This window comes from Deltaproteobacteria bacterium, from assembly GCA_026388545.1.
Classification (GTDB): domain Bacteria; phylum Desulfobacterota; class Syntrophia; order Syntrophales; family UBA2185; genus JAPLJS01.
In genome coordinates, this window is the sequence record JAPLJS010000106.1 from 15,760 (window position 1) to 39,552 (window position 23,793).

General features: G+C 50.1%; 21 protein-coding genes. 13 read left to right on the plus strand and 8 right to left on the minus strand.

Annotated features, from left to right (window positions below):
* Positions 1–13 precede the first annotated feature (13 nt).
* The 9 genes from NTW12_12660 (at position 14) to NTW12_12700 (ending at position 8,223) form a co-directional block, all read left to right on the plus strand.
* Positions 14–535 carry a hypothetical protein gene (locus tag NTW12_12660; protein MCX5847185.1) on the plus strand — a complete coding sequence of 174 codons (522 nt, stop codon included), beginning with the start codon at positions 14–16 and terminating at the stop codon, positions 533–535.
* Between the two features lie 22 nt (positions 536–557).
* The gene (locus NTW12_12665) at positions 558–2,201 is read left to right on the plus strand and encodes a type VI secretion system baseplate subunit TssF (GenBank protein MCX5847186.1); all 1,644 of its coding nucleotides are present in this window, start codon (positions 558–560) and stop codon (positions 2,199–2,201) included.
* Positions 2,198–2,887 carry a DotU family type IV/VI secretion system protein gene (locus NTW12_12670; GenBank protein ID MCX5847187.1) on the plus strand — a complete coding sequence of 230 codons (690 nt, stop codon included), beginning with the start codon at positions 2,198–2,200 and terminating at the stop codon, positions 2,885–2,887. Before NTW12_12665 ends, NTW12_12670 begins: the two co-directional genes overlap by 4 nt.
* Before the next feature lie 97 nt (positions 2,888–2,984).
* Positions 2,985–3,338, plus strand: a complete 354-nt coding sequence (locus NTW12_12675) for a hypothetical protein (GenBank protein MCX5847188.1) — start codon at positions 2,985–2,987, stop codon at positions 3,336–3,338.
* 83 nt (positions 3,339–3,421) lie between these two features.
* Positions 3,422–4,339, plus strand: a complete 918-nt coding sequence (locus NTW12_12680) for a type VI secretion system baseplate subunit TssG (GenBank protein MCX5847189.1) — start codon at positions 3,422–3,424, stop codon at positions 4,337–4,339.
* Between the two features lie 41 nt (positions 4,340–4,380).
* The gene (locus tag NTW12_12685; protein MCX5847190.1) at positions 4,381–5,109 is read left to right on the plus strand and encodes a hypothetical protein; all 729 of its coding nucleotides are present in this window, start codon (positions 4,381–4,383) and stop codon (positions 5,107–5,109) included.
* A gap of 169 nt (positions 5,110–5,278) precedes the next feature.
* Positions 5,279–6,373, plus strand: coding sequence for a type VI secretion system protein IglI family protein (locus NTW12_12690; GenBank protein ID MCX5847191.1), 1,095 nt, complete (start codon positions 5,279–5,281; stop codon positions 6,371–6,373).
* Between the two features lie 56 nt (positions 6,374–6,429).
* Positions 6,430–6,750 carry a hypothetical protein gene (locus NTW12_12695; GenBank protein ID MCX5847192.1) on the plus strand — a complete coding sequence of 107 codons (321 nt, stop codon included), beginning with the start codon at positions 6,430–6,432 and terminating at the stop codon, positions 6,748–6,750.
* Between the two features lie 135 nt (positions 6,751–6,885).
* The gene (locus tag NTW12_12700) at positions 6,886–8,223 is read left to right on the plus strand and encodes a hypothetical protein (GenBank protein MCX5847193.1); all 1,338 of its coding nucleotides are present in this window, start codon (positions 6,886–6,888) and stop codon (positions 8,221–8,223) included.
* Positions 8,224–8,415: 192 nt separating this feature from the next.
* Here the strand turns inward: NTW12_12700 and NTW12_12705 are convergent, their stop codons facing one another.
* Positions 8,416–9,246, minus strand: a complete 831-nt coding sequence (locus tag NTW12_12705; protein ID MCX5847194.1) for a hypothetical protein — start codon at positions 9,244–9,246, stop codon at positions 8,416–8,418.
* Positions 9,247–9,545: 299 nt separating this feature from the next.
* On the opposite strand from NTW12_12705, the gene NTW12_12710 reads away from it, so the two are divergent.
* Positions 9,546–11,069, plus strand: a complete 1,524-nt coding sequence (locus NTW12_12710) for a protein kinase (GenBank protein ID MCX5847195.1) — start codon at positions 9,546–9,548, stop codon at positions 11,067–11,069.
* A gap of 62 nt (positions 11,070–11,131) precedes the next feature.
* Here NTW12_12710 and NTW12_12715 read toward each other — a convergent pair whose 3' ends face one another.
* The 7 genes from NTW12_12715 to NTW12_12745 all read right to left on the minus strand — a co-directional run bounded on the left by NTW12_12715 (position 11,132) and on the right by NTW12_12745 (position 18,952).
* Complete coding sequence (locus NTW12_12715; GenBank protein ID MCX5847196.1) at positions 11,132–12,259, minus strand: methyltransferase domain-containing protein; 1,128 nt, start codon at positions 12,257–12,259, stop codon at positions 11,132–11,134.
* Positions 12,232–12,615: a PAAR domain-containing protein gene (locus NTW12_12720; protein MCX5847197.1), complete on the minus strand. Its 384-nt coding sequence runs from the start codon at positions 12,613–12,615 to the stop codon at positions 12,232–12,234. The genes NTW12_12715 and NTW12_12720 overlap by 28 nt, the downstream gene beginning before the upstream one ends.
* A gap of 140 nt (positions 12,616–12,755) precedes the next feature.
* On the minus strand, positions 12,756–13,142 hold the full coding sequence (locus NTW12_12725) for a hypothetical protein (protein MCX5847198.1): 387 nt from the start codon (positions 13,140–13,142) through the stop codon (positions 12,756–12,758).
* 60 nt (positions 13,143–13,202) lie between these two features.
* Entirely contained in the window at positions 13,203–14,639 is a 1,437-nt protein-coding gene (locus NTW12_12730) for a lipase family protein (GenBank protein ID MCX5847199.1), read from the minus strand.
* A gap of 134 nt (positions 14,640–14,773) precedes the next feature.
* Positions 14,774–16,057 (minus strand): hypothetical protein, encoded by a 1,284-nt coding sequence (locus NTW12_12735; GenBank protein ID MCX5847200.1) that lies wholly within the window; start codon positions 16,055–16,057, stop codon positions 14,774–14,776.
* Between the two features lie 211 nt (positions 16,058–16,268).
* The gene (locus tag NTW12_12740) at positions 16,269–17,429 is read right to left on the minus strand and encodes a SpoIIE family protein phosphatase (GenBank protein MCX5847201.1); all 1,161 of its coding nucleotides are present in this window, start codon (positions 17,427–17,429) and stop codon (positions 16,269–16,271) included.
* A gap of 188 nt (positions 17,430–17,617) precedes the next feature.
* Entirely contained in the window at positions 17,618–18,952 is a 1,335-nt protein-coding gene (locus NTW12_12745) for a radical SAM protein (protein MCX5847202.1), read from the minus strand.
* Positions 18,953–19,457: 505 nt separating this feature from the next.
* Here NTW12_12745 and NTW12_12750 point away from each other — a divergent pair.
* From NTW12_12750 to NTW12_12760, 3 genes are all read left to right on the plus strand, one after another.
* Complete coding sequence (locus NTW12_12750; protein MCX5847203.1) at positions 19,458–21,386, plus strand: hypothetical protein; 1,929 nt, start codon at positions 19,458–19,460, stop codon at positions 21,384–21,386.
* Between the two features lie 86 nt (positions 21,387–21,472).
* Positions 21,473–21,697, plus strand: a complete 225-nt coding sequence (locus NTW12_12755) for a hypothetical protein (GenBank protein ID MCX5847204.1) — start codon at positions 21,473–21,475, stop codon at positions 21,695–21,697.
* A 59-nt stretch (positions 21,698–21,756) separates the two neighbouring features.
* Positions 21,757–23,634 carry a hypothetical protein gene (locus NTW12_12760; GenBank protein ID MCX5847205.1) on the plus strand — a complete coding sequence of 626 codons (1,878 nt, stop codon included), beginning with the start codon at positions 21,757–21,759 and terminating at the stop codon, positions 23,632–23,634.
* Positions 23,635–23,793: the final 159 nt, after the last annotated feature.

Here is a 23,793-nt window from a genome sequence, read left to right on the forward strand (position 1 = left end):
ACGGATTTAGATTATGGGAACACTTGTTTGCCGCGTAGAGCTCGATAAGAAAAAAGGGATCGTCCTGACGGTTGAAAACGCCCAGGGTAAGATCACCCAAACCGTTGTCATGGACGGGACCAAGGTAACAACGACCGTCAAGGGGTCGAGCGAAACAAGCACGATCGTCCAGAAAGAGGACAGCATTCAGATTGACTGCAAGGCATTTACGCTGAATGCGGAAACCATTACCTGCAAATCTACAGGAAAAACCTCTCATGAAAGCGGGCAGGATTTTACCATCAAGAGCAGTCAGAAAATCAATGCCTCAGCCACGGCTGATGCGAAGTATACGGCCATGAATACAACCCTTGAGAGCACATCCGAATCCAAGATGAGCGGAATGACCTTGAAGCTTTCCGGTACAGCCAGCGCTGAGTTAAAAGCGCCCAGTATCACCGTTGATGCAACGGGGATGATGGAACTGAAAGCGGGTGGAATTGTGAATCTCAAAGGCTCAATCGTTAACATCAAAGATATTGTCAACATGGGTTGAAACGTCAGATACGTTATTGAACATGAAGATTGATGAAGGCTTATATAAAACATTTCTGGAAGAGATGAACGCCCTGGAAAATTTCCGCATAGCCTATGCGTCTTTGCATCCCGGCGTTCCTCTGGACCGCGAAGACCCGGATGTGAGGCGCTTGATCGAGGCCATGGCCCTTTTTTCCGCCCGCACTCGGCTTGCGGGTTCACGCAATATCAGCGCCACGAGCAGGAGGATTTTCCAGCAGTTTTTCCCCTATCTGCTGGCGCCGCTGCCCTCAATGGCTATACTGCAGGCGCTGCCCACACGGCAGCTCTCAGAGCCTGTGTTTTTCCCGAAGGGATCAGAAATAGCCCTTTCACCGGAATCAGGCGGCGGAGCGATCTTTCGAACGCTGAGCGACCTGCGCATCCTGCCCATAACGCTTACAAAATTCAGTATGCTGCTGCTGCCGGACAGAGGCTTCAGGCTTGCTCTGCGCCTCAGCGCTTCATTTGCCCGCAGCGAAGAAATAGGCCGGCTGAGCTTCTGCATCAATCATCTGAACAATTATGAAGCTTCACAGATGATGCTCTTCAATCTCAAGCATCACCTCAGGAGGGCGTCGGTGGTGTTTGATGAAAAAGCTACCGAAACATCCTCCGGGATCCCCTGCGATGTATCCTTTGGCATGCCGCACGATGAAGATAATCTTGCGCATCCCCTGCAAAAGGAGAGGCTCTTTTTCCATTTTCCCTGGCAGGAGGTCTTCCTGAATGTTCAGGTTCCCCAGGCTACCCGCAACTGGAGCGAGTTTACTATCTGCCTCGACCTTGGCTCCGGCTGGCCCCGAAACCTTGTTTTGAACCAGGATGTGTTTCAGCTTTTCGCCATGCCCATAGTCAACCTCCGGCAGGGCATGGCCCAGCCGGTTATATGCGATGGAACTCAGGAACGCTACGCAATTCGCCATCCTGACATGGAGTACGGATTCGAGATCCATTCCGTGCGAGGCGTCTACGAGGTTGCCAAAGAGGGTATGACCTTTGTAAAGCCGGGCATTCTTTCCGGTTCGGCTCCATCATATGAGACTGAAGAGCAGACGGACAGCCAGGGCCGGAAACACCATTATCTCCATCTGCATTTTCCCAAGGCATTTGAAAAACCACGGACCATAGCAACCGAAGCGCTCTGGTTTCAGCCGTGGTTTACCGAAAAAATCTCACAAAGGCTGACGGTTACCCCCTTCAGTCGCAGAACGGTCGGGCTGAAGTGGGATTTGCTTGTAAACCCTGTACCCCATGCCGAAAACCTTTTCCAGGACACTATAGAGGGATTCCTCCATTTTCTTACCCTGACAAACCGGGAAACCTTAAGCCGTGATGATTTGATGGACATCCTCCAAGTCATGGGAATTATGCGGCAAAGGCAGTACCAAGCGCTTTGTGAGTTATTGGTTGATGTGCGGATTGAAAAATCCCCGCTGCAGGACACACACTTTTCGGGCCTGCTGAAACATAGATATATCCTGCGCTTTCGGGAATATGATCCAAGCAGGGAGCCCCTGATGGAAATTTTCCTCACGCAGGTAGAAAATATTCTTAATGCCTGGATTTCCGGCGCCAAAATAGAGGTTCAAAAAGAGATTGCAGGAAGCAAACCGGGATCTTCTCAAGTAAAGGACGTACAATGAAAAATAAACAATGGGAAGCTATTCATGAGGTCTACACCAGGATGGAGAAGCTCTGCGGGAGAAGCCTCTCCACCCCTGAAGAATTGCTCTATACCGGCAGAGGCGAACTGCAAGAAAGTGAAGAGAGAGAGCCGGATGCAGGAGAAGACGTCTATAGCGCCGATGATATTGTGCGTATTCGTGCGGAACTGAGAAACCAGCTTGACTTTCTAAAAGCTACACTTGCCGAGCAGTATTCTGAGCGGGACACCTATATCGTACTTTTTGCCGTTGTGGCTCAGATTGATGAGCTGATCCAGACAAACTTTTTGCATACCATGAACATAAACTGGCCTCTTCTTCAGAAGGAACTCTTTCAAATAGACAATGCCGGTGAGGTCTTTTACGAAATACTGGATGACATTCTGCCGAAGCCCCAGACGCATACCTTTATTTATGAGGTATATTATTTTTGTATGCGTTACGGATTTCGCGGGCGCTATGAGAACAACCCTGTCAAGGTTACTGAATATCTTAAAAAACTTCAGGCAAGGCTTAAGCAGGACGAGATATACATCGCCCCTGCAGAAGCCGAAGAGATGGTTAAACTCAGGCACTTTGGTTCGCCCTACTGGAACTACCTGATAATGGCCGGCGTGCTTGTGTTCGCCTATTTCTTTTTTGTGATTCTGGGCAAGTATCTATGAACCGCGATTGTGCAGGAAAGTAAAGTAAATATAGGCGGGAGCCCTTCGTCTCGCCCAAAGTTTTGGAATCTTGTGTACTTCAATAATGGTGCAGGCCATGCCAAATAAAATCGATGACCTTTTTGCTCCGGAACGCTTGCGCAGGAATTGGCAAAAGACAAAAAAGCGAGCAGGCGGGCCGGTCAGCGCCGAAACAGAAGGTAAAGCCCCCCTGGAGATTTTTGTACGTCTGCAGGCACTCATCAAAGAACGCTTTTCCGGGGATGATGCCGCAGCGCTCAACCTGCTTTTAGAAGAGTTGCATGCCCTTCTTATTCCTATATTTCCGACAGTTGAAGAAAGTCAGACCCCGGCGGAAAATCAGGCTGAAATGATTCCCGCCATTCATGAGGTCTTGAACCGGATCGATGATCTTGTGGAAGCTTTTGAGATTGCCGGACGCAGCCGATAGCGGAAATAATGTCTCACTGCCCGTTCGTGGTGCACCGTGTTGAAGGACAACCGCAGAGATGAACTTTTTAGGGAATTTTACCCATGAACGACCTGGAAGAAAGCGTATCACAAAGAATCCATGAGTTCGATATAATCTCTCTTTTGCGTCTCCTGATGACCATGAACTACTCCCCGGAGGAAATCAGGTTCAGGAGCCACAACAGCATCTGCTCGCAATCCGGCCTGATACATGACATCACGTTTATACATGAGCCGGTTCGCGAGGCGCTCATCACGATGAACATGGGCCTTCTCGGCGTGCAATCCCCTCTTCCGTCCTATTTCAGGAAAAAGATAGAAGACGAAGAAGCCGGCCGGCAGTCGCTTGTCGACTTTATCGGATATTTCGATCATCACCTGATCCGGGATTATATCTGCAATATTTACCCTGAAATAAACAGATTTTTTTTTCCTCACTGGGAGTTGACCAAACGGCGCTACCTTCAGATTCTTAACCTCAAATCCATAGGGACGCTACACTGGCTTTTTCAGACGGTTTTTCCTGAAATCGTTGTTCAGGTTGAAAATGCCGTGTTAAGCAGTGATGTGCAAACACGGCCGGTCCTTCTGGGGAAAACCGTTCTCGGCGGCGACGCGGTCTTCGGCAACAAAACCAGCGTCGACGTACAGGGACGAAGGGTTACCCTTTACAGTGAAGAGGAGATGACCGATACCCAGGCGCCCTGGCCGAGAGAAATTAAAAATCGGCTTAGCAGCCTGGTATTTCCCATCCTGCAACCGACGGGCATCGATCTGGAAATTCTCCTTGTTTTGAAATCCCAGAAACGGTGGGTGCGTCTCCATGCGGAAACCTATCTGGGCTATGACAGGATTCAAAGCGACGAAGACACCTATCGGCGGATCCGCATATTCAGAGGGCATATCGGCGAATCATTCCGATCCGTCGAAGAAGGTACCGGAAATCAACACTACGAAAAGACAATAACCGCCGCCGGATGATCGGGATAATGAAGTAAGATTGTACATTGAAAGGAATTCAAATGGAATGTAAAAAATGCGGCATCGACCTTTCCGCCAGAGAGTATAAAAATGTCGCCCAGTGGCCCTTTTGCCTTGAGTGTTTTCATGCTCTCATGGAAAAGGCCGAAGCAAAGAAAGATGAAATGGTTGAGGCGCCTGTGCCGGAGCCGGCTGGCAAACTGCAAAGATGCCTGGTTTGTGAAAAGGAAATTGAACAAGGCGCGGGCCACGAAATGCTGGGGCTTCTGTTCTGCCGGGAATGTTATGAAAACCTGGTGCAAAAACCGGATATTCCACCCCGTGCGGAAGACGAGGTGAATAGATCGGGCATGGACCGTAAGGAGAAACAGGCGGTGGCACAGGTCCGTGTGGACTTAAGCAGTCCTGTTCAGTGTTACGGTTGCGGCAGGCAAATCCCTGCTATCGGCAGCAAGCAATTCGACGGCTATCCCTACTGCCCTGACTGCTACTACGGGCTGCCGGAAATAAAAGCCCAAAAGCCCAAACCGTTTCAAGCTGCGGTCTCGGAGCAGCCGGCCGGAGCGGAAAAAAAGCGTGCCGGTACCGGAGAGCATGAGGCCGGACTGAGGTGTCAAGCCTGCCAGCGCGAGGTGCTTCCCGTTAACCTGAAGACGGTCGAGGGTTTTGAAATCTGTCTGGCGTGCCTGACAACAGATCAGGACACGGCCCTTGAGATTGCGCGCACCCGGCACCGCAAAGCCCTGGAGAAAATAAAAAAAGAGCTTTGAAATAGTCCTGCTCTGTCATTTAAGATTACTTTCTGCGGTCGCAACAGTAAGAAATCTTTGAAACTTCCCCTCCCCTGGTGGGAGGGGATTGAGGGGAGGGGGCAGTTGCTCACAAGTACATCAGGTATGGATTTTAAATTACTCAATAAATCGAATAGTGGAGATCCCAATGAATATCGAACTTTTACAAGGAACGCTTGAAGTTAGCGAGAGTCCCGGCCTGGAAACCACCGATCCGCGGTTCAGCGATATCGCCACCCTGGTGCAGGAGGGAAAATACGAGGAAGCGGCGTCCAAAACAGAGGCGATCTTGGCGGAAAAGATCTATGACATCCGCATCATCGGTTACTTTTTCTATGGCCATTTCATGGAGCGGGGCGTCCTGGCCATCGCCGACATCTATCTGTGCATGGATGACCTCCTGAGCGACAACATGGAGGCCCTGGGGCCGGCGAAAAATCGAAAGAAGCATATCCAGACCATTTTGAACTGGCTGATGAGGCAGATCATCAAAAAGTTACAATATGAGGAGGAGAAGAAGAGTGGTCTTTATGAAGATTGGATAGCTGAAGTCTCAAACGATCATGTCCAGGAGGCGCTGGATGCGGGCGAGAAACTGCGGCGCATCCTGGGACCGGTCCTGGAAGATGCGGCCGGTCCCGTGCTCGACGGCCTGATGAAGATAAATGATTGGTTGAAATCTTTTCAGCGCCTCGTCTACCGCGAGCCTGAACCCGAACCGGAAGAGGAAAAAGAGCCGGAGGAGGGGGAAGAAAGGGAAGCGGCGGAAGAAGGGGAAGAAATTGAACGGGAACCGCGACGAGAGGGGAGAAAACGGTTCTATCAACCTGCGCCGGAGGCGGAGGAAGAGATGGTCGGCGTGGAAGGATCTTATCATCTGAAACTTCTCATAAAAAAACTTGAGGCCTTCGACCACCTTGTCTCCGAAAGAAAATATGCCAGCGCCGCCATTGTCGCCGATGACATCAATGCCATCATTGCCAACTTCGATCCCAGGATCTATTTCCCGAACTTGTTCGTCAGGTTTGCGCTGCAGTTTGCCACCAATATCAACAATCTGACCGCCTATGCCGAATATAAAGAAAGTGCGGCCTGGCAGGCCCTGCAGGATTTATATAAGGTCGACCTGGTAAGCTTTATCGACTTTGATCCGGAAGCTGTCGATCTGGGCGCCTCCGGTGCAGGCGGAGGTTACGGGGCGCCGGATGAATATGAAAGCATGCCCGAAGACGAGGAGCAATAGATAAATGAAGCATCATAACCCCGTCTTTTCAAACAGCGATAGAGGAGAATAAGGCGATGACGCCACACAAACCCAGCCATTTTTTTGGTAAGCCGAAGATCGGCGCTAAAGCTAAAGATCAGAAAATTACTGAAAAAGACCGGCCCACAAAAACAATAGGGAAACTTAAAGATGAGCATGAAAAGGAAGCTGTCCTCGTAATATGGAAATACAAGAGCATATCGAGCTGTGGACATGCCGCTCTTAAGTTAAAGAAACTGGATGATACGGATGATAAAGTAAAGCGATTAGATTATATCAGCTGGTGGCCGTCTGGGGGCTTTATTGACAGCGCCAAGGTGCAAAAGGTAGCTAAGAAAAAATTGCCGCAGGAGTAGTTATATTTTCAGCCGAGATATGGAGGAGCTCACAAGGATTACGGGATTGACGAATCCCTTGAGTTGGGGGGGAGTAAGAAAATAGCAATCTTCCTCTCATACCTCTATCAAGCCTGTAATAAAGACGATCCTGACGTGGTGGAAAAATACCTTGAAAAAGTATGGAATCAATATTCTGATCCTGAGGAAGATAAGAGTGACTTTCAGAAAGACTGGAGCGCGATGGGTTTCAAGGATGCGTTCAGCAATATGGACGAGATGATCAGCCAGGGCAGGATCGGCCTTGGTAAACGTCAGAAGGTGAAGAAGGGATCGCGGTACGCGGCAACGGGAAAAAGAGAATTCGATCTCAAAAAAATACGAGATGATGTTTTTGATTACGCTTACGACATAAGGGACGAAGATGAAGTACTGAAAGACCTTAACCAGTATGAGATAGCGAAGCTTCCGGATGTGAAGATATATCTGCCGTGTGCACACCTGAAAAGGATTTTGAACCCTGACATCGTCCCGCCGGTTCAATTCCGGTTCGTATGGGGGATTTCACTGGACGCTATCAGGCTTTCATGGAGAATATTCAAGGGAAGCCCTAATCCGCAATGGCAGATGATAACAAATGAAATAAACTGTGCCTCCGTCGTGTGGAACAGGTTGATGGATGGCTATGCAGATGCTTTACTGGAAGGCAACACGGGAGACCTTATTGCGGCGCTTAAAAGGGAAGTATTTATACAGCCAAATAATATCATCTCACTCGGCGACAGGCTGGAATTGGAATTAGTAAGACTCAATGCTCAACAGGGAATGATCGATGTTGCTACGCAAAAACATTATCCGAAGATTCGGGAGCTTGCTGTGAGCGATAAGATTGCACTTCAGGATAAAGATAATTGGCTCTCTATGCTTAAATCTGTGTTCTGGCAAGATATCAGCAAAACAAAAAACATCAGACCTCAGTTATTAAGAAAAATCGATGATGAGGTCAAGACCTTCGAGAATAAGAGCAAAGAGATAAAAAGGGACGAAGAACGAAGGATTATAAAAGCAATCATGCAGGACGAAAAAAGATACCTCGATCTCAATGAAGAGCTGGACAAGGCAACCCAAGCCAAGGCGCCCAAGTTCCGTAAAAATAGTTTAAAAGACAAAATCGAATATACGCGCAAGATGATGACCATCAATTTTAAAATGATCACGAAGCATCGGCATGAAAAGGCAAAACACCTTGTGAAGCTCCACAATGCGGTTTACCAATATCTCGAATCCGCCAAAACTGATGATGAGAGATTGCCCAGTGTGCTTCTTCTGGGACAATGCGTCGCCTGCGCCTTTTTCGAAACGATGCATTACGGCGTCTCTATTACCTTACAGCCACAGCCGCAGATGTTTGTTCCTGTAATTACTGAAGAAGATGTTGATTATAGAGAAGCGGTTATGTCGCCCACAGTAAATTTGCGGATCATGGGAAGCTGAACCGCTCGCACGGCGCCATCGGGTACAGGAAATGTACCCATGTGCGAACTGCACGGGTATCCCTTAGATGAATGTCCCGATTGCTGAGAATTCCGGGAAAATCCTAGAATTCGGTCTCATCCTCATCAGCGATACGCTGTTCAAGCGGGTGTGTGCGGCATAAGTGAAACTCCTTGCCAACAGGGCGGAGCATCATGTCACGGTGTTTATCTTAGCGAGCGATGCGTGGATCTTGGTTTGTAACTCCTTGGGAACAGCGGTCAGGCTGTCGAGCGAATAGACAACGTTTGTCATCTGCACCTCCCGCCCGTCGTCGACTAACTCGTAGTTTGTTATGAAGTGCAGCGGAGGTTTAAGCTGGATTTGACGACCGTGGTCTCCAACGAGCATCGAGAACTCAGTCTGATCTCGACAGACAACTGAGCGGGATGTTTTACTCTTGATCGTGTGAAACGCGCCGCTGTAAACCGGAAACATTCCCGTTGCCCCATGCACCACTACGCCGAACGCGTGACCCATGCCGAGCAGGGCGTCCTGGTTGGAGTAGTCGCACAGGAAGTCGCGGATGCGCTCATTGGCAATTCCGGCCTCGCGAAGAAACTTTCGGATGTCGTCGATGGTCGCATCTGTCTTCGTGAAGGCCCTGTCATTGACGATGTATCCTGTGCCACCAGCGTTACGGTTCCAGTCCTTAACGGTGGTGTCCGGCGCCTTCTTCATCCCCATAGCCAATCCTCGCTCGTTTGCGGCCGGCGTGGTACATCGCTCGATCGCCTTGCATAGAGTCTTATCGAACTGACCGGCGGAATGGGAAATCCAGCGTTTGATGTTCTTTTTACCGACCAGCAGCACCAGTTCGTCCCGGAACGCCTGTAGTGTGGATAGCAGTTCACGGAAGTTTATGGCCAACTGCACCGTCATTCGGCACGCACTGGCTATCTTGATCTTGTCGGGATCGTGCTTCCCCTTGAGGTAGGCGTCGATCTCGCTGAGGATACGGTTTTTTTCAATTAACAATGACACGGGGGTATGCTCCTGATAAAGGTTTACTTATGTATGAGACATATAAGAAGAAGAGAGTTGTATGTCAAGTACATTTATCGCAACGAATACTGATAGAAACGATGGCTGCGTCAAACCCGATTTTCTCTTGACTTCGGGTTTCACCAGTGGATAATGTGGATGCACATCAACGCACTTAACGTGCCAGGAGAGGAAAAGGGGTCAAGACTCGACCCTCGATTTCAGTCTATATACAAGGAATTTGTTCTATATACTTGACCCGTCAGAAAGGGAATTTTTATCAAGAAAGGATTGACGCCATGCCCAAAGTCCGCTCGCTCACGGCGAAGGCCGATTACAGAGGCCCCGGCGGCAAAGGAAAATTTTACACCACAGATGTACAGATCGACTGGGAGGGGCCGGTGCTCCACTACAAAGAAGTCATCTTCTGGAAGAAGCTTGCCTTCAAGGACGTCGTCAAGTGGCAGTTGAGTTTCGAGCCGGGCGGCAAACCCGATAAGTTCGGCAGGCTGAAGATTCTTCACATCATCAAACTGCATACGACGGAATTGCGGGAGTTCGCCCTCCATCCCGACGTCTTCGAAACCTGGCTCTACTGGATCATACGGAGCCTGGTCAAGCATTCAAAGATCTCTCTGTCGAAGGAACAAATTAAGCAGAGTCCATTGCTTGAAAAGCATAAAGTCAAGACCACCGCCTTCCAGAACGTATCCGTGTTTGAACGCACCCACCAGATCTTCATCAACACGCTCAATATTCTTGAGTCTCCTGATAAACAAAAACAAGTGCCCTCATATTTCGACAAAGGGGAAGGAGGAACAGACTTTGGCAGCATCAAAAGGCGTCTCGGCTCAGGTGGAAGCGGAACAAATATCTATGAAATCATGAAGCGGCTTGAACCGATCAAGATCGGTGAAGAAGCGCGCGAGGAACCCGTGGCAGTCAAGATCTCGGGTACGGATATAAAGGATGAAAAAGTAAAAGACGCCATGACCGATTTAATTAAGGAAGCCCGTGTGCTGGCGCTGCTCGGGATACACCCGAACATCGTAGGGCTTGTCGACACGGTGCTTTCCGAAAATCGCTTATGTCTCTTCATGGAAATGGGCAACGGCGATCTCACGCATCTAAAAAACGAAACCCTCACGAAGCATCTCGTCCTCCTGTACGCCCAGGGCATCCTGGCAGGTATTGCCCACATGCACAAGTGCCGCGTCTTTCACCTGGACATGAAACCCCAAAACGTGATCATCTGCAAGGGCGACTTCGCCAAGATCATTGATTTCGGACTCGCCATGAGCTCCACGCTTCATAGCAAGGCCGGACGATTTTGGATTCTTCCTGACCCGGGAAGCTGGAACTTCGGCACCGGTGGCTACATCGGCCCCGAAGTCTGGGATTGGGGAAGTAGAGATGACATAATAACCAGCGCCGATCTCGCTAAGAGAGATAGCTTTGCCGTGGGAATGACCATAATCAACGGCCTGCTCGCCCCGTTCCTGGAAATGGATGAAGTGAAAGTCAACTTCGGTGAGCAGCAGCCACAGGTTCTCGGTCGCATACAAACTTGGAAGGACCGGCTTCGCAGCAAGAACGTCAGCGAAGATCTACGGAAAAAAGGGCTGCTGGATCTTGCCGAAACAGCCTGCGGCCTGATTGAGGAAGATCCCCAACAACGATGGACCATAGAGCGGGCTGCGGAGTTGTTGAAGGCGGACCGAAAAAAGTTGCGGCGGGAGCACACGTCGAATCGTAACGATGTTCTGACCGCCTTGAAGGACCGGAACAAGAAGATTGACCAGCTCAAGAAGTGGGGGGTCTGACAAATGCAGATTTCTCAGTCACTCCGTTCCTTCGAAATGACGCCTTTTTTTGCAGGTTGGTACTACGTACGAATTGAGGATACAGTTTTCTTCCGGATAATCATCATATGAACCAGGTATTCCATGACACTCCGGTCATGAAGTCTCAGGGTCCAGGGGACGTCTTCTTCCGAGAGGAGTTCAAGTTCTTCGACCGCGTGGGGGTTGCCGCCACCGGAAAAGAGGGATCGCAGGATGGCGGGGCTTGCGCCTTTATGCTCCGACCGCTGCGAGTGGCCTCCCAGCCACGCTTCCACCGGTGTGGCGTGTGCGGTCCAGTCATAGGGGGTTGAGACGACGGCATTGCCGCCGGGCATGAGTATCCGGCCGACTTCTTTCAAGTGGTCATAGGGAGACCACGCACAGTCGAGGACATTGAGGCTCACACCCGCGGAGAAAGTATTTTCCAAAAAAGGAAGAGCTGTCGCGTCACATACCCAGAAATCGACATTTGCCGCCTTTTCAAATACTGCCGGAAAATTCCTGCGTTCAAACGCGATACCCCCACGGCGCCGGGGATAGGAAACGTATCCATTTTCCAGAATTGTCGCGGCTGTCTTCAGCATGCCGAAGTTTAGATCCACACCCAGGACGAGTTCATCACACGTGTGCGCAAGTTCAAACGTTGTGCGGCCGACCGCGCAGCCCATATCGATCACCGGCCCTTTCACCGTGCGCTCCATTAACGGGCGTCCACGCCTCAGCAATTTCACTATCGATCCCGGCGAAACGGAAGGTTGCGTTGATTCTTCAGGGTCCAGATCGCCGTAATGATCAAACGCGTAGGTGCTGAGATGCTGTCGTTGGGAATCAAAGGCCGATCCCGGGCCGAAACAGTCCCCCAGGATGCTTTCCATGGTGTCGGTCAGATCGTCCCTGCAAAGGACCGGAAGAAAATTCTGTGAAATATAGGTTCTCAGGTTTGCTACAATCACCGGGATGCCGTCAAGCACCGGATATTCGCTGAGGCACTGATGGTTTGAACAAACGAGAATCCCTTCTATTATCGAATCGTTGCCCTCTTTGAGGACGGCTCGGATCTCAAGCAACGATTCGCGTCCGGCTGACCGGCATACCGGGCACAAGGGTTTGAGTTTTTCAAAGTGAAGCTGTTTGATGAGGCTTACCCTCCAATCATCACTGTCGGGCATCCGGGCGGCATGATTTTTCCCACAGGGGCGGGAATCGGCGCCACACAACTGGTGTGAGCGGTTAAATCATTGACTCTGGCAGCGGGCAACCCGCCGATCATGACGGTCGCCGATCCCATGACTACTGTACCGGGGCCTCCGGGCACACAACCGGGAAGTATACATGGCATGGTCGTGCTTCCGAGTTGCGCGGCAGGCTGGTTGCCGATGAGCACCGTAAACACACCGGTGATTATTGCTAACGGAAGCGCCGGGTGGGGCACAGGCGTGGGAACAGGCGCCGGCGGATGGATGGGGGCGTGGCAGTGGGGTGTGTCCTGTCTTACCATATCGCCTATGCGTGCAGCAGCCGGCATAATTTATCCTCCCGATGTTTGCATCCTTCTGAGAAACTTCCCCTCCCCTGGTGGGAGGGGAATGAGGGGAGGGGGTAGATGAATCGTATTTTCACCCTCACCCTTACCCTCTCCCATCGAGGGAGAGGGAATATGAACCGTCAGTTCAGGTGGATCATCTTTCCGTCTACGCGGATTTCGTCGTCGGAATGGATGTCCATCTTTTTTGCAGAGTCTATTTCCAGACTCCCCTCGCTCTCCACCACCGCTTCTTCTTTGGCGTGTATTGTTATCTTCTTTGCTTCCAGGGTAATGGTTTCGGTTGACTTGAGCTCCAGGTGAGCCCCGCGCACGGTAACAACCGGCCCGGCGTCGGTCATACGAACCGTCATGGCGATTTCCCCCTTCGGATTGACGATCTGGATAAGATCCTCCTTTTCATCGGAGTGAACGATGATCTGACGGCCGGAGTCAAGCTGCATTCGCTTTTTTGTATCCTGAGAGACATCTGAGGGCTTCAGATTTATGACATTCGCCTTTTTACTCATATACACTAAACCTCCTTCGCAATTCTGCCCGACAGCGGATTGATTTGCAAATCATTTCCGTCATTTTTTTAAATTAATCGGTACCTGGACCTTTGTTAAGCCCTTCTTTATGGTCCCTTTTATAAATTGGTTTTTGTTGTCTATCACGTTTCCACTCGGGTCCAGACGAACTGATTCTACTTCTTTTGTCGTTATCGCTTTATAGCCGCCATTTCCGCTTAATGTATAGGTAAGCTCCCGATGTTCCTCCATGTCATGGGCGGCAGGGGATATTTTATCCTTGGAATCCAATTGCCATAGATTTTTTACGTGTTTCCATACGGCATCAGGGCCGGTTGGTGTATGCGGTACGGGATCTTGACGTCGATTGATGCGCCATGCCCTATAAGATTGGGCTTTGGTACTATGTGTCAACGCAAATCTAATATTAAACCATTCGGAGAAAGTTTCTCCTCCTACTCGAGGGCTTGCAAAATTATATAACACGACATCATATCCCAAACAAAACAAATCCGCCGTACATACCGTTGATAGCGCACCTCCCAGGCTATGACCGGTAACGCAGATGAGAGGATAATCTCGAAGTTTTTTCCTGTCTTTTTGATAGGGAAGCCCAAAATCCGATAAAATTGAAAGAATCTGGTTACGTGTACTTACATATGTGTCCCGAAATCCTTTATGTACCTTTCCGATAGGCCTAAAAAAATAATTATTATACGTAGCAGGGGGACTAAAATGATCAACAACCTCTTTTGTGTAAAAGTCTGTTTTCTCCATATTGAAGTCCGTTCTCCAGTCCGGACTCGATGTTTTTGAATCACCCTGTGTTCCGCGAAACGCAATGAAGACAATATCAGCATTATTCAATTTGCCTTTTGCTACAAATCCGAAAGGCTCGAGTGCTTTTTTGCTCTTTTTCCCTGCAATTCCCTCAAATAGCTTATACGTCCAACCTTTTAACACTGCCCTCGCTTCACTTGCTTCAAAAAATTTTAGTTTTCTACTATAACTTTCGGATTTTAACTCCTTTTTTTTTAAAAGGTGATGTTCATAACTCTTGTCTGTTGTGACTTTTTTTAATTCAACTGCGCCTTCCTCAAGTGTAAAGGTGAATGTATCCGTCTTCGGGTTAAATTTTTTAAATGAGCTGTTATTCTTGAGCCATTGTAATCCTTCTTTATAGAGCGGGTGCTGCAAATACCATTGTTTTAGATTGCTTTGAGCCAAAAATTGCGCATACATTTCTTCGGACCATGTTTGGCCCACATCAGTTCGCTGATTATAAGGGATATAGGCAAGCTGGGCGAAATCAGATGCTTTACAGGCGATATGCGGATTTAAAGCTTTTAATGTTAAAAGAGAAGAGCTTTTTATAGATCCCTGGGCTGCCAGTCCGTATACTTTCGCAAAAGGGTCCAGGTCCATCATCGTTTTAATTGATTTTGTTTTTTTCCAACGGGCAGAGTCATTATTAAGCTTTTCATATTGCAGCGTCATAATTCTTCTCCTTCACAATAAAGCCTACACATTAAAAGATAGAACTGCTCCACCTTGTGCCTATGTGTTCCCGCTAACTACCTGCAAGGACAGGCGCCCGCTGAGGGGGTGGTCAAGAGAAAAACACCAGTCTCCTAGGCGCCTGTTTTGACCACCTTAATCGGCCAACTGAAGAGTTTGAGAAGCTCGGCCCGCTTGGTCTTCGGGAGCACGCTCTGGTTCGTCGTCAGGTAGACTTTCGAGTCCCAGACATACTCCACCCCCTTCTTGCACGCTTTTCGCCAGGCGACGATGTCGGACCATTCGGTGCCGCCAGGCACCGAGATCTCGTATTCCTCGTACCGCGGCTTCAAGAAGGTGGCCTTCACATCCACGGCGTCTCGGCACCGCGCCGCATAGATCCATCCGTCGCTGTTCCCCTTCGTCGCCATGCGCATGAACTTGTAGGCGGTGCCGATGTTGCGCGACCACGAAACATAGCCAGAGTAGTCGGAGCCCCAGCTGGCCTGATGATCAAAGCTGTCCAGCACTTCCAACGTGCCTCGCGGCGCCTGCCGGTCATCCCGGATGGCGTTTGGTTGCATTCCCCCGAGCGCCTGGATGTCGACCGGGGGTCGCGTGTCGCCGCGGAAGCCGTATTCCGAAACCACGACGTAGCCTGCCTTCGGGTCGATGAGGGGCGACCGGAAATCGCGATCTTCGCCGCCCGCGAACGACCCGACTTTCCCGGACGTTGGATGGTAGTTGCCGAGGACCGTGTTCTTGATGTGCTGGCCGTAAAGTTGGCCGTCCTGGCTGCCACGGTCCGCCCCAAGCCTCCAGGTATGGAGGTACCCAGCCGGATCTTTTGGAAGCGAGACCCCGACCGGGCTCACCGCTTCGACCTCGCGGTAGAGGTTACCGTCCAGGAACTTCTTGCCATAGGTGAGCATCCGCTCCATGTAGATGCTGATATCGCCCACCGTGAATGCGGAAGTGCGCCATCCGGTGTAAGCGCTGTGAATGATGCCAAGCGCGTCGAAGCCGGACTTGAGTGCCTTCATGATGAGACCGGGGCAGTTCTCGATCGCCGAGCCGAATGTCCGCCCTTTGAGGTACTCACTGCGCTTTTCGTGCGTAAAACCCTTCAGATCCGTGTAGATCGTCTCGGAGAAGAGGTCGAGGTACGCCATGCGTGGAGCGTCTTTGGGGCTGAAGTCCCAAAGGAGCCTGTAAGTGAATTTGGCCTCGTTGTCTCTTACGAACTTCTCGTCGATCTTGACCCACTTCTTCTGCCCGGGATGGAGGTATGCCCCAGCGTGCCAGTCGACAACGTCCCCGCTGTAGATGGTCACAGGCCGGTGAAACGTGAGAAAGCAGATGTCGGGCATGCCGGTCACCTGGGTCAGATAGATGCCCTTCTTTTCATCCTTCTTCATCGTTGCTCCTTTGGCGCGGCCGATCTCGAGCAACCGTCGCTCGCGCCTGATATAGTCGCCTACTGCATTTCAAAACAACGGTAAAAGCTAAAATAAATCTGCATTATTAATCTATATTATGTCCCCGGAATTGCCCCGAAAGTATAGGAAATGGTGCGTAATGTGTCAAGAGAAATGACCGAAATCATGGCCGCATCATACATACGTAACATTAACAGAGACAAGTCGAACGGATTGCCAGAAGGGTAATATCATCGTCCTGGAAAGCTTCGGCCTGGTGCGCCTTCAATCTCTGCAAGATTTGGTTACATACCGTCTGGGCGCTCTGCCCGGAAAGGGATATTAGGGAATCATGGAGCCGATCCCGGCCAAAAGATTCGCCCAAGGGGTTGCGGCTGTCCGTCACTCCGTCGGTGTAGCAGACCAGCATGCCGCCGGGCGGTATGGTGATCTGCTTTTCATCAAAGACGGGTTCTCCCAGTATGCCGATTGCCTGACCGGGCTTGCGTGAAAGCGCCTCGACTTTTCCCCCGGCAGTAATGAGTACAGGCATTTCGTGGCCGGCGCGGGCGAAATCGAATTCGCCGCTCTCGTGGTACAAAACGCCAAAGAGGACGGTGACGAAGAGATCGGATTGTTTCAGTTGAATCAAATGACGATTAACCCGCTGCAGGACATATCCGGGAGAGCCGCCGTGGGACGCCTCCGAAGCTATGAGGGCATGCGTCCGCGCCATGAAGATGGCCGAAGGAACCCCTTTATCCGCTACATCACCAATGACAATGCCGATGCGATCATTGCTTATTGAAAAGACATCGTAAAAATCACCTCCGACCATCCGGGCCGGAACCATCAAAGCGCCGAAGTCGAACCCGGCTACCTGCGGCAGTTCCTGCGGCAGGATACTGATCTGGATTTCCGCCGCAACCTGTAGTTCACGCTCCAGACGTTCTTTCTCGATGATCTGATCCTGGGCGGCCTTGAGTTCGTCGTAGGCCTTTTGTAACTGACGATTCTTTTCCTGCAGATCGCGGAAAGCGGCTGTGTTCGTGGCGTCCAGCCGTTTGCTGAGCGTCTGCACGATCGCATAGGCCAAAGTGGGCCGGCGGTTAAGCAGGCCGTCAAAGTCGGCACGGGTCATCAACCACAGCCGCGACGGGGCGCTGGCGCGGACGCTGGCCGTGCGAAGCCCGCCGGGGATCACCAGGCTCATTTCACCAATGAACTCGCCCGGCCCCAGGGTGGCCAGTATTTTTTCATCCTGTGAACCTAACCCGATGACCACTTCCAGGCTGCCCTCAATGACGATGTAGAGACTTTCTCCGGACTCGCTCTCACGGAAGAGCACGGCCCCGGATTCGACCTCGATCACCCGGAGCGTCGAAACCAGGTAATCAATCTCGGTCTTCGGCAGGTCGCTCAACAATGGGACTTGGCGGAGGAGTTCAGCGTTCAAGGTTCACCTGTCAGGGTTTGTTTTCTTTGATAAGAAATTGCGTTTCTGTGTGGGGAGTGTAGGGAAAAGTAAGGAGTGTGTCAAGGATAAATGACTGATCGATCCTACCCGGTATCCGCGCTGTCTCTGAAACTTTTGATCGCAATGGCTTTATGTGCTTCATTATAAGCGCTGCCGTATCGTTTCAGGTAATTTTTTTCGCGAGCATCGGTAAATACCGTATAATAGTCCTCGATCTCATCCCCCGTCAGGTCGGGTAGTTTTAAAATCGACCGCCTGTTGTTGGCGGGGAGAGCCTGGTAGTTTTCCGGCAGATATCCTCTCTCACGGCATATCTCAAAAAGAAAGGTTCCGGGATAGGGGTAGAACACGAAGTAGCCAAAATCATCCGGTGCAAGTTCGTCATTCAGGGCAAGGGTCTGTTCGATATCTTCCGACGTCTCTCCCGGAATGCCGATCATGTAGTTGGCGGTTGCCAGCATACCGGCCTCCTTGGTCCACCTGAAGGTATCGATAAACTGCCTGTTGTCACCGGGCCGCTTCAGGATATCCTCCCGGACGCGCCTGCTCCCGCTTTCCACGCCGTATATGATGTGCTTGCAGCCGGCCTGTGCCAGCATGGTTATCATATCAGGGCTTACGGTTTCCGCCCGGGCGTTTATGGAAAAGTCTGTACCGATTTCCCGTCCGTACGCCGTGCAGAATTCTTCCACCCAGCCCCTGTTCACCGTAAATGTATCGTCCAGAAAAATAACATAGTTTATGGGGGCGTTTTTGCGGATGTGCCGCAGCTCTCCCAGGACGTCGTCAACCGATCTTCGCCGTATATATTCCCTGTCATTATAGAGACGGCCGATGGCGCCTCCGGCGCAGTATGTACAGGGAAAGGGGCACCCCCGCATGGTGCTGATATGGACCACGCCGTGCGTTTCATCCAGTAAGTCACGGGCCATGAAAGGCAGATGATCAACCGATACAGGCGGGCGGATTTCAGGTCGCCCCAAACCCTTTACCCATATATTGGGAATCCCTGCGGCGCGGATGTCTTCGCCCTTTTCCAGGTGCGTAAGCATTTCACAGACTGCCTCTTCTCCTTCCCCCAGGCATACATAGTCAAAGACTCCGGATTCCAGCACGGAGAGGGGGGCAAACGTCGGATGAAGCCCGCCTGCGATTATCGGAATATCCAGGTTTCTTCGGATTTCACCAGCTAGTGAAGCGGCCCTTATCCACTGCCTTGTCGTAAGAGAAAAACTAAGAATGTCAGGCGATTCCTTTTCAATACCGCGGATTATATCCTGAAATTCGCAATCGGGCTGAACCCTCAGCAGGGATGCGTCATGCCCGTGCTTTCGAATATAGGATGCAATAAAGGCGGGCCCGACCGAAGCCAGCGCCCAGGTTTGCTCGGTATCAATTTCCAGAAACAGAATTTTCATATAAACACGAATTGTTCTTAAGATATTAAAAAGTGACGGTTTCGTAAAAAGTCGGGTTTCGTCTCAAATTGTCATTACTACGAAAATACCCCCTCCCTTTCATCCCTCCCACCGGGGGAGGGAAAAGAGAGTTCCTCTCCCTTGATGGGAGAGGATGAAGGTGAGGGTGACATGGTTTTTGACATTTTACGAGTTCATCAAATGTACTTGCAAAGAACCCGCTATTCTGTGTGGGAAGTATAAGGAAAACAATATCGTGTGTCAAGAGTAAATAGTCGAAATTAGTGCGATATTGGGGATACATCGAGGCGCCTCCTTACAAATAACAGAGACTCTTATAATTTCCTCTCGTGTCATTCGGAAACCGGACAGCAGAACCCACTCCATTCTGTACTCAAATTGTCTTGACATGCAAGAAGACATTCACCTATATTTCATAACGCCGGAAGGGTGTCCTTATCAAAGCACGTGCTTTTTAGAGCGATGGGGCGGATAGAGGGACAATATGTTTCGTGATGCATTAAAGTTAACGCTGTACCTGACAATAAAAAACGAAGTCTTTAACATTCCTGGGGGGGATATTACGGATTTCCGGGTCAGCTTATATCCTTACGGTTTTGAAGCACAGGCCGAATTCCGGGTTTATAGTGATACGGAGGAAGATAGTATGTTTCTCTGTTTTACGAAACCGGATTTAATTGAGGCCCGGCTTTCGATGCAAGGAGTGCACAACCTGCCTGAGCCCGCTCCCGAACCTCTTATCGTCAAAGGGCTCGTAACCGGAAAGTCATTTCGCGAGACAACCTTTTCCGGGGTTACCGGTAATCCCGTCTACATTCGATACTACAAAATTGAATTTCAGGATGCCGCTCGTGTGCTGTGGACTCAGCACTTTCCGACGGTGCTCTACGCTGACGCTTCTATGGAAGATGTCATAAAGGCCCAGATCCCTGAGGGAATATCACTTGAGATGAACTGGCCGCCTCTGAATGAGAAGCAACCGATGATTTTTTTAGGGCTCGGAAACGATCAGGTCCGGAGCAGCTTTTATGATTTTCTCATCTGGTATGTCCGCTCTTTTAACGGCGTATTCACCTATGATAATCAACATCAGACATACCATTTAGGGAACAATAAAAAGGTTGATGGTGATGAACAGTACGTTCGCCTGAACGATCTTGCCGGTTTTTCTTTACACATGCCCGAACCATGCAGGCATAATGTTCGGGTGCTCAATGCATATTCCGAAAATCCGCTTAAAATCCCGCTTCCCAATACCCTGGCAACCAACGATCTGCGAAGAGACCTCCTGGTGAGGAGGGAGGTGCAGGCAAGCCTTGTTCAAGACGCCAATCGGGAGCGCCCCAGGTTGGAATCCCGGAAACATGAGCTCTTGCTGGAACTGCGGCAGTTTCCTTTGATTCCATTTTATCCGGGCGTATTCATCGGATTTATGGAAGCTGAAATGAGCAAGGAGATTTACGCATATGGTAAGGATTACCGGATTTGCACAATCCGTCTTACCGGCGCCTCCGAAAAAAAAGGCCGTGACGACGACAGGGGAACCCTTTTTACCACCTATGCCTGCGACATGACAGCGTCCCTTGAACTGAAGGAAGAAACAGGTGTGTCGCTGCCTGCTTTTACGCTGCCCCGCTATCCCCTGAGCGTCGAAGGAAAAATTGTAAGTGAGATGGGCGAGGACAAGGACAAAACCTACCAGTTTTATGCCGGAAATACTACACAGGAAAGTTACCGGGTATTCGTGCCATTATGGAATAAAACCATCCCCGTCCCTTATGAACCACGGCAGTTGACGGGGCATTTTTATTTCCCTGCATACAAAAACACCCGGGTGCTTGTTGACCTTTATTTTGACCGGGCCGAGATTAACCGGTATCTGGATTGGGGCTCAGACGTACGCCTGCCTATGGATACCCAGGGTGATCATCTTCTCATGGGAAAGAATGAAAAAACAAACATTTCCATTAATCATATATACGTTGACGGCAAACCTGTTTTCAGCACAAAACGCATCCATGGAAAAGACACCGGGATCGTTACAATGGAAGAGGGAAAAATCGTCTTCGAAGTAAAGGAAGATGAATCTCTGCCGGGTACCGAAGAGGTATTCGATGTCACCCCCAAGGTCGCCGCGGCCATGACAAAGTGTTCCATGGAAGTCTTGGGGGCAAAGGACGGGATTAAAAGTGATTATGAATCCACGAGCAGCGCTACGGTTGCTGAAATGGACGCGGCAGTGAGCCGCACGAAGGGTGCGCTTGAGGCGATGGATGCGGCGATTACGGGGAAAACATCCGCGATTACCGGCAGGATAGAAGCAGTTATGTCACAGCTATCGCAAAAAAGCGGTGCATTAACGTCAAAGGTAACAGCACTCGCCAAAGAACTCAGAGATAAAATAGGTTTGTAATTGCCTTATTTGGGTTAACTATATTCACAATGAGTATTTTTCAATCCTGAATCCGATTCATCGTTTACACAGCACGGGGACAGATAATGGGTATTTTAAGGACAAAGCTTGATCAGTTGGCTGCGGATATTGAGGAATTCAGCAGTGATATTCAGTCGAAAATTGCAGCGGTCAAAGCTGAGATTGAAACGCTCAGTTCAGCGGTTGTTCAGGAGCTTCAGACGCTCAGGAAGGACATTGATTCGATTCCTGTTGAAGTAACCTCCAATTGCTCCGGACTTGAAGCAGAAATCATGAAACTGAAAAAATAACAGTCGAATGCCGCAAATACTGATGTGTAGATATATATAATCAAACAGGAGAAATGCCCATGGGCGTTTGGTCACAAATAGATGCGCTGCAGGGAGATATTGCCTCCTCTCGCGGGAGCCTTCTTACCGAGTATCAAGGACTTAAGGCGGACATCGAATCGCTGAGCCCGGAGATAGACGGCAGGTGCAAAGGAATTTCCGGCGAGCTTCGCGGAAGGGTTGATCCGCTTTTCGCCGAGCTTGAATCTTTTAATAGCGAAGTCAGCGGCAGGTGTGAAGCCATGCTTACCAGGGCGGCTGCCAATCCTCAGGCCGCGTCACTGTCGGCTGATATCCGCACGACACAGGCGGGGATTGCATCGGGAATCACGGGGCTTCGAAACAATATTTCGGGATTATGCGATTCAATTGAAACAACTCTTTCGGCAATTGCCGGAAGCTTTCAGTCACAGACAGACGCCGTAAAATCGCGGCTGAATACCTTTGAAACAAGCGGTTTACAGCCTCTTGACTCCCTGCAATCGACACTTGAGACCCAGAGCGGCCGAGTGCACTCAGAAGTAGACAACAGAATCGAGGAATTCAGAGGGAAAGTGCAGGTCATTCGGGAACAGATAACGCAGCGTGTGGATCCGCTTACTGCAGACGTTAAGACATCTGAATCACACATTACCGGTACCGTTGAAACCCTGCGCGCCGGCATCAGCGCGCCGATCAGCGCCCTGGATAAAACCGTTCAGAATACCCTAGATCCATTGCGCTCGCAAATACAGTCTATGCGCGACCGGATCGATCAGGTTGAGCAGGAAATATCCAAACAGGTGGAAGCTGCGACCCTGGCGATGGAAACGCTTGCCGACCAAATAAACCAGACGATTGAAAGCTTGCGCGCCAGTGTCGAGTCAACAGTTAACGCCGCCCGGCAGACAATCGCGGCAATTCAGAGCAGGATTAATGAGTTTAAAACAATGGTGCTGACAACCTTTGAGACTGTCCGCACAGAGCTTGCCAAGCTCCAGGAGAAGTTCAAAACGTTTATGGATACCCTGACATCGATCCTTGATAAAATGATGGATATGCTGAACGCTATTCCGACAAAAAACCTGCCTAAAATGCTTGTCGCGCCTGCCGTTAGCGCCATAGAGAATGTGGTATCCCAGATATCCTCCCAGATCGAATCAATCGCCAAGAGCGCCGGGGATCAGATAAAGCAGATCGGGGATCAAATCAGCAAGCAAATCAACACAATCAGCACGCAGGCCGCGCAAAAAATACAGGATTTTACCGACCAGATATCGGAACAGTTCGATACCCTCTTGAAGACCATTGATGATAAGGTAAACGAGGTGAGTGCAAAGATTGACGAGCTTATATCAACCGCGACCAGGCAGATTGAAGAGCTGCAAACAGCGGCCCTTAACCAGATTGAAGCACTACGCACCGCGATTGAATCACAGGTGGACATGGTTGTGGAGAGCATCAGAAAAACGCTCCAGGACATACGAGCCAGCGTTAATGATACACTATCCTCAACAACGGAAGGCATAGCCGACGCGCGAGCACAAATTCAAGAGAGCGTTTCAAGCGCGCGAAACACAATTAGCCATAATATCAATGTTGTCCGGTCGGCAATTGAAGAGCAGGGCACACATCTCAGGAGTACCATTCAGTCATTTAGTTCTCAGATTGAAGCGCAGGCTGCCGCGATCAAGGATAGCCTGTCGGGGCAATTAAAGACTATCACTGACAATGCCGTAGGAATCTTAAGCAGTGTGCGTAAAACAATTGCCTCCGTCCGCTCGGATATTTCAGCACAGATTGACAAGCTGCAGAATAGCCTGCCGAATACTGACGCACTGACCGGACAAATAGCATCCTTTAAGGCAACAACCCTGCAGCGGCTCGATCAGCTTGATGCAAAAATGAATGCCATATAATTTGAAGAAGCATATCGAAAATCGGGGACATCCATGATAAGAAATGTCAAGAGGAAAACGGAGATTTCCCTTGAGCTTTCCGGATGCCGCCGGTGGCTTTTTGTAACGCCCTTTCCGCCGTCCAATCTTTTTGTTCTTTCCAATGGGTCAGCCTGACGA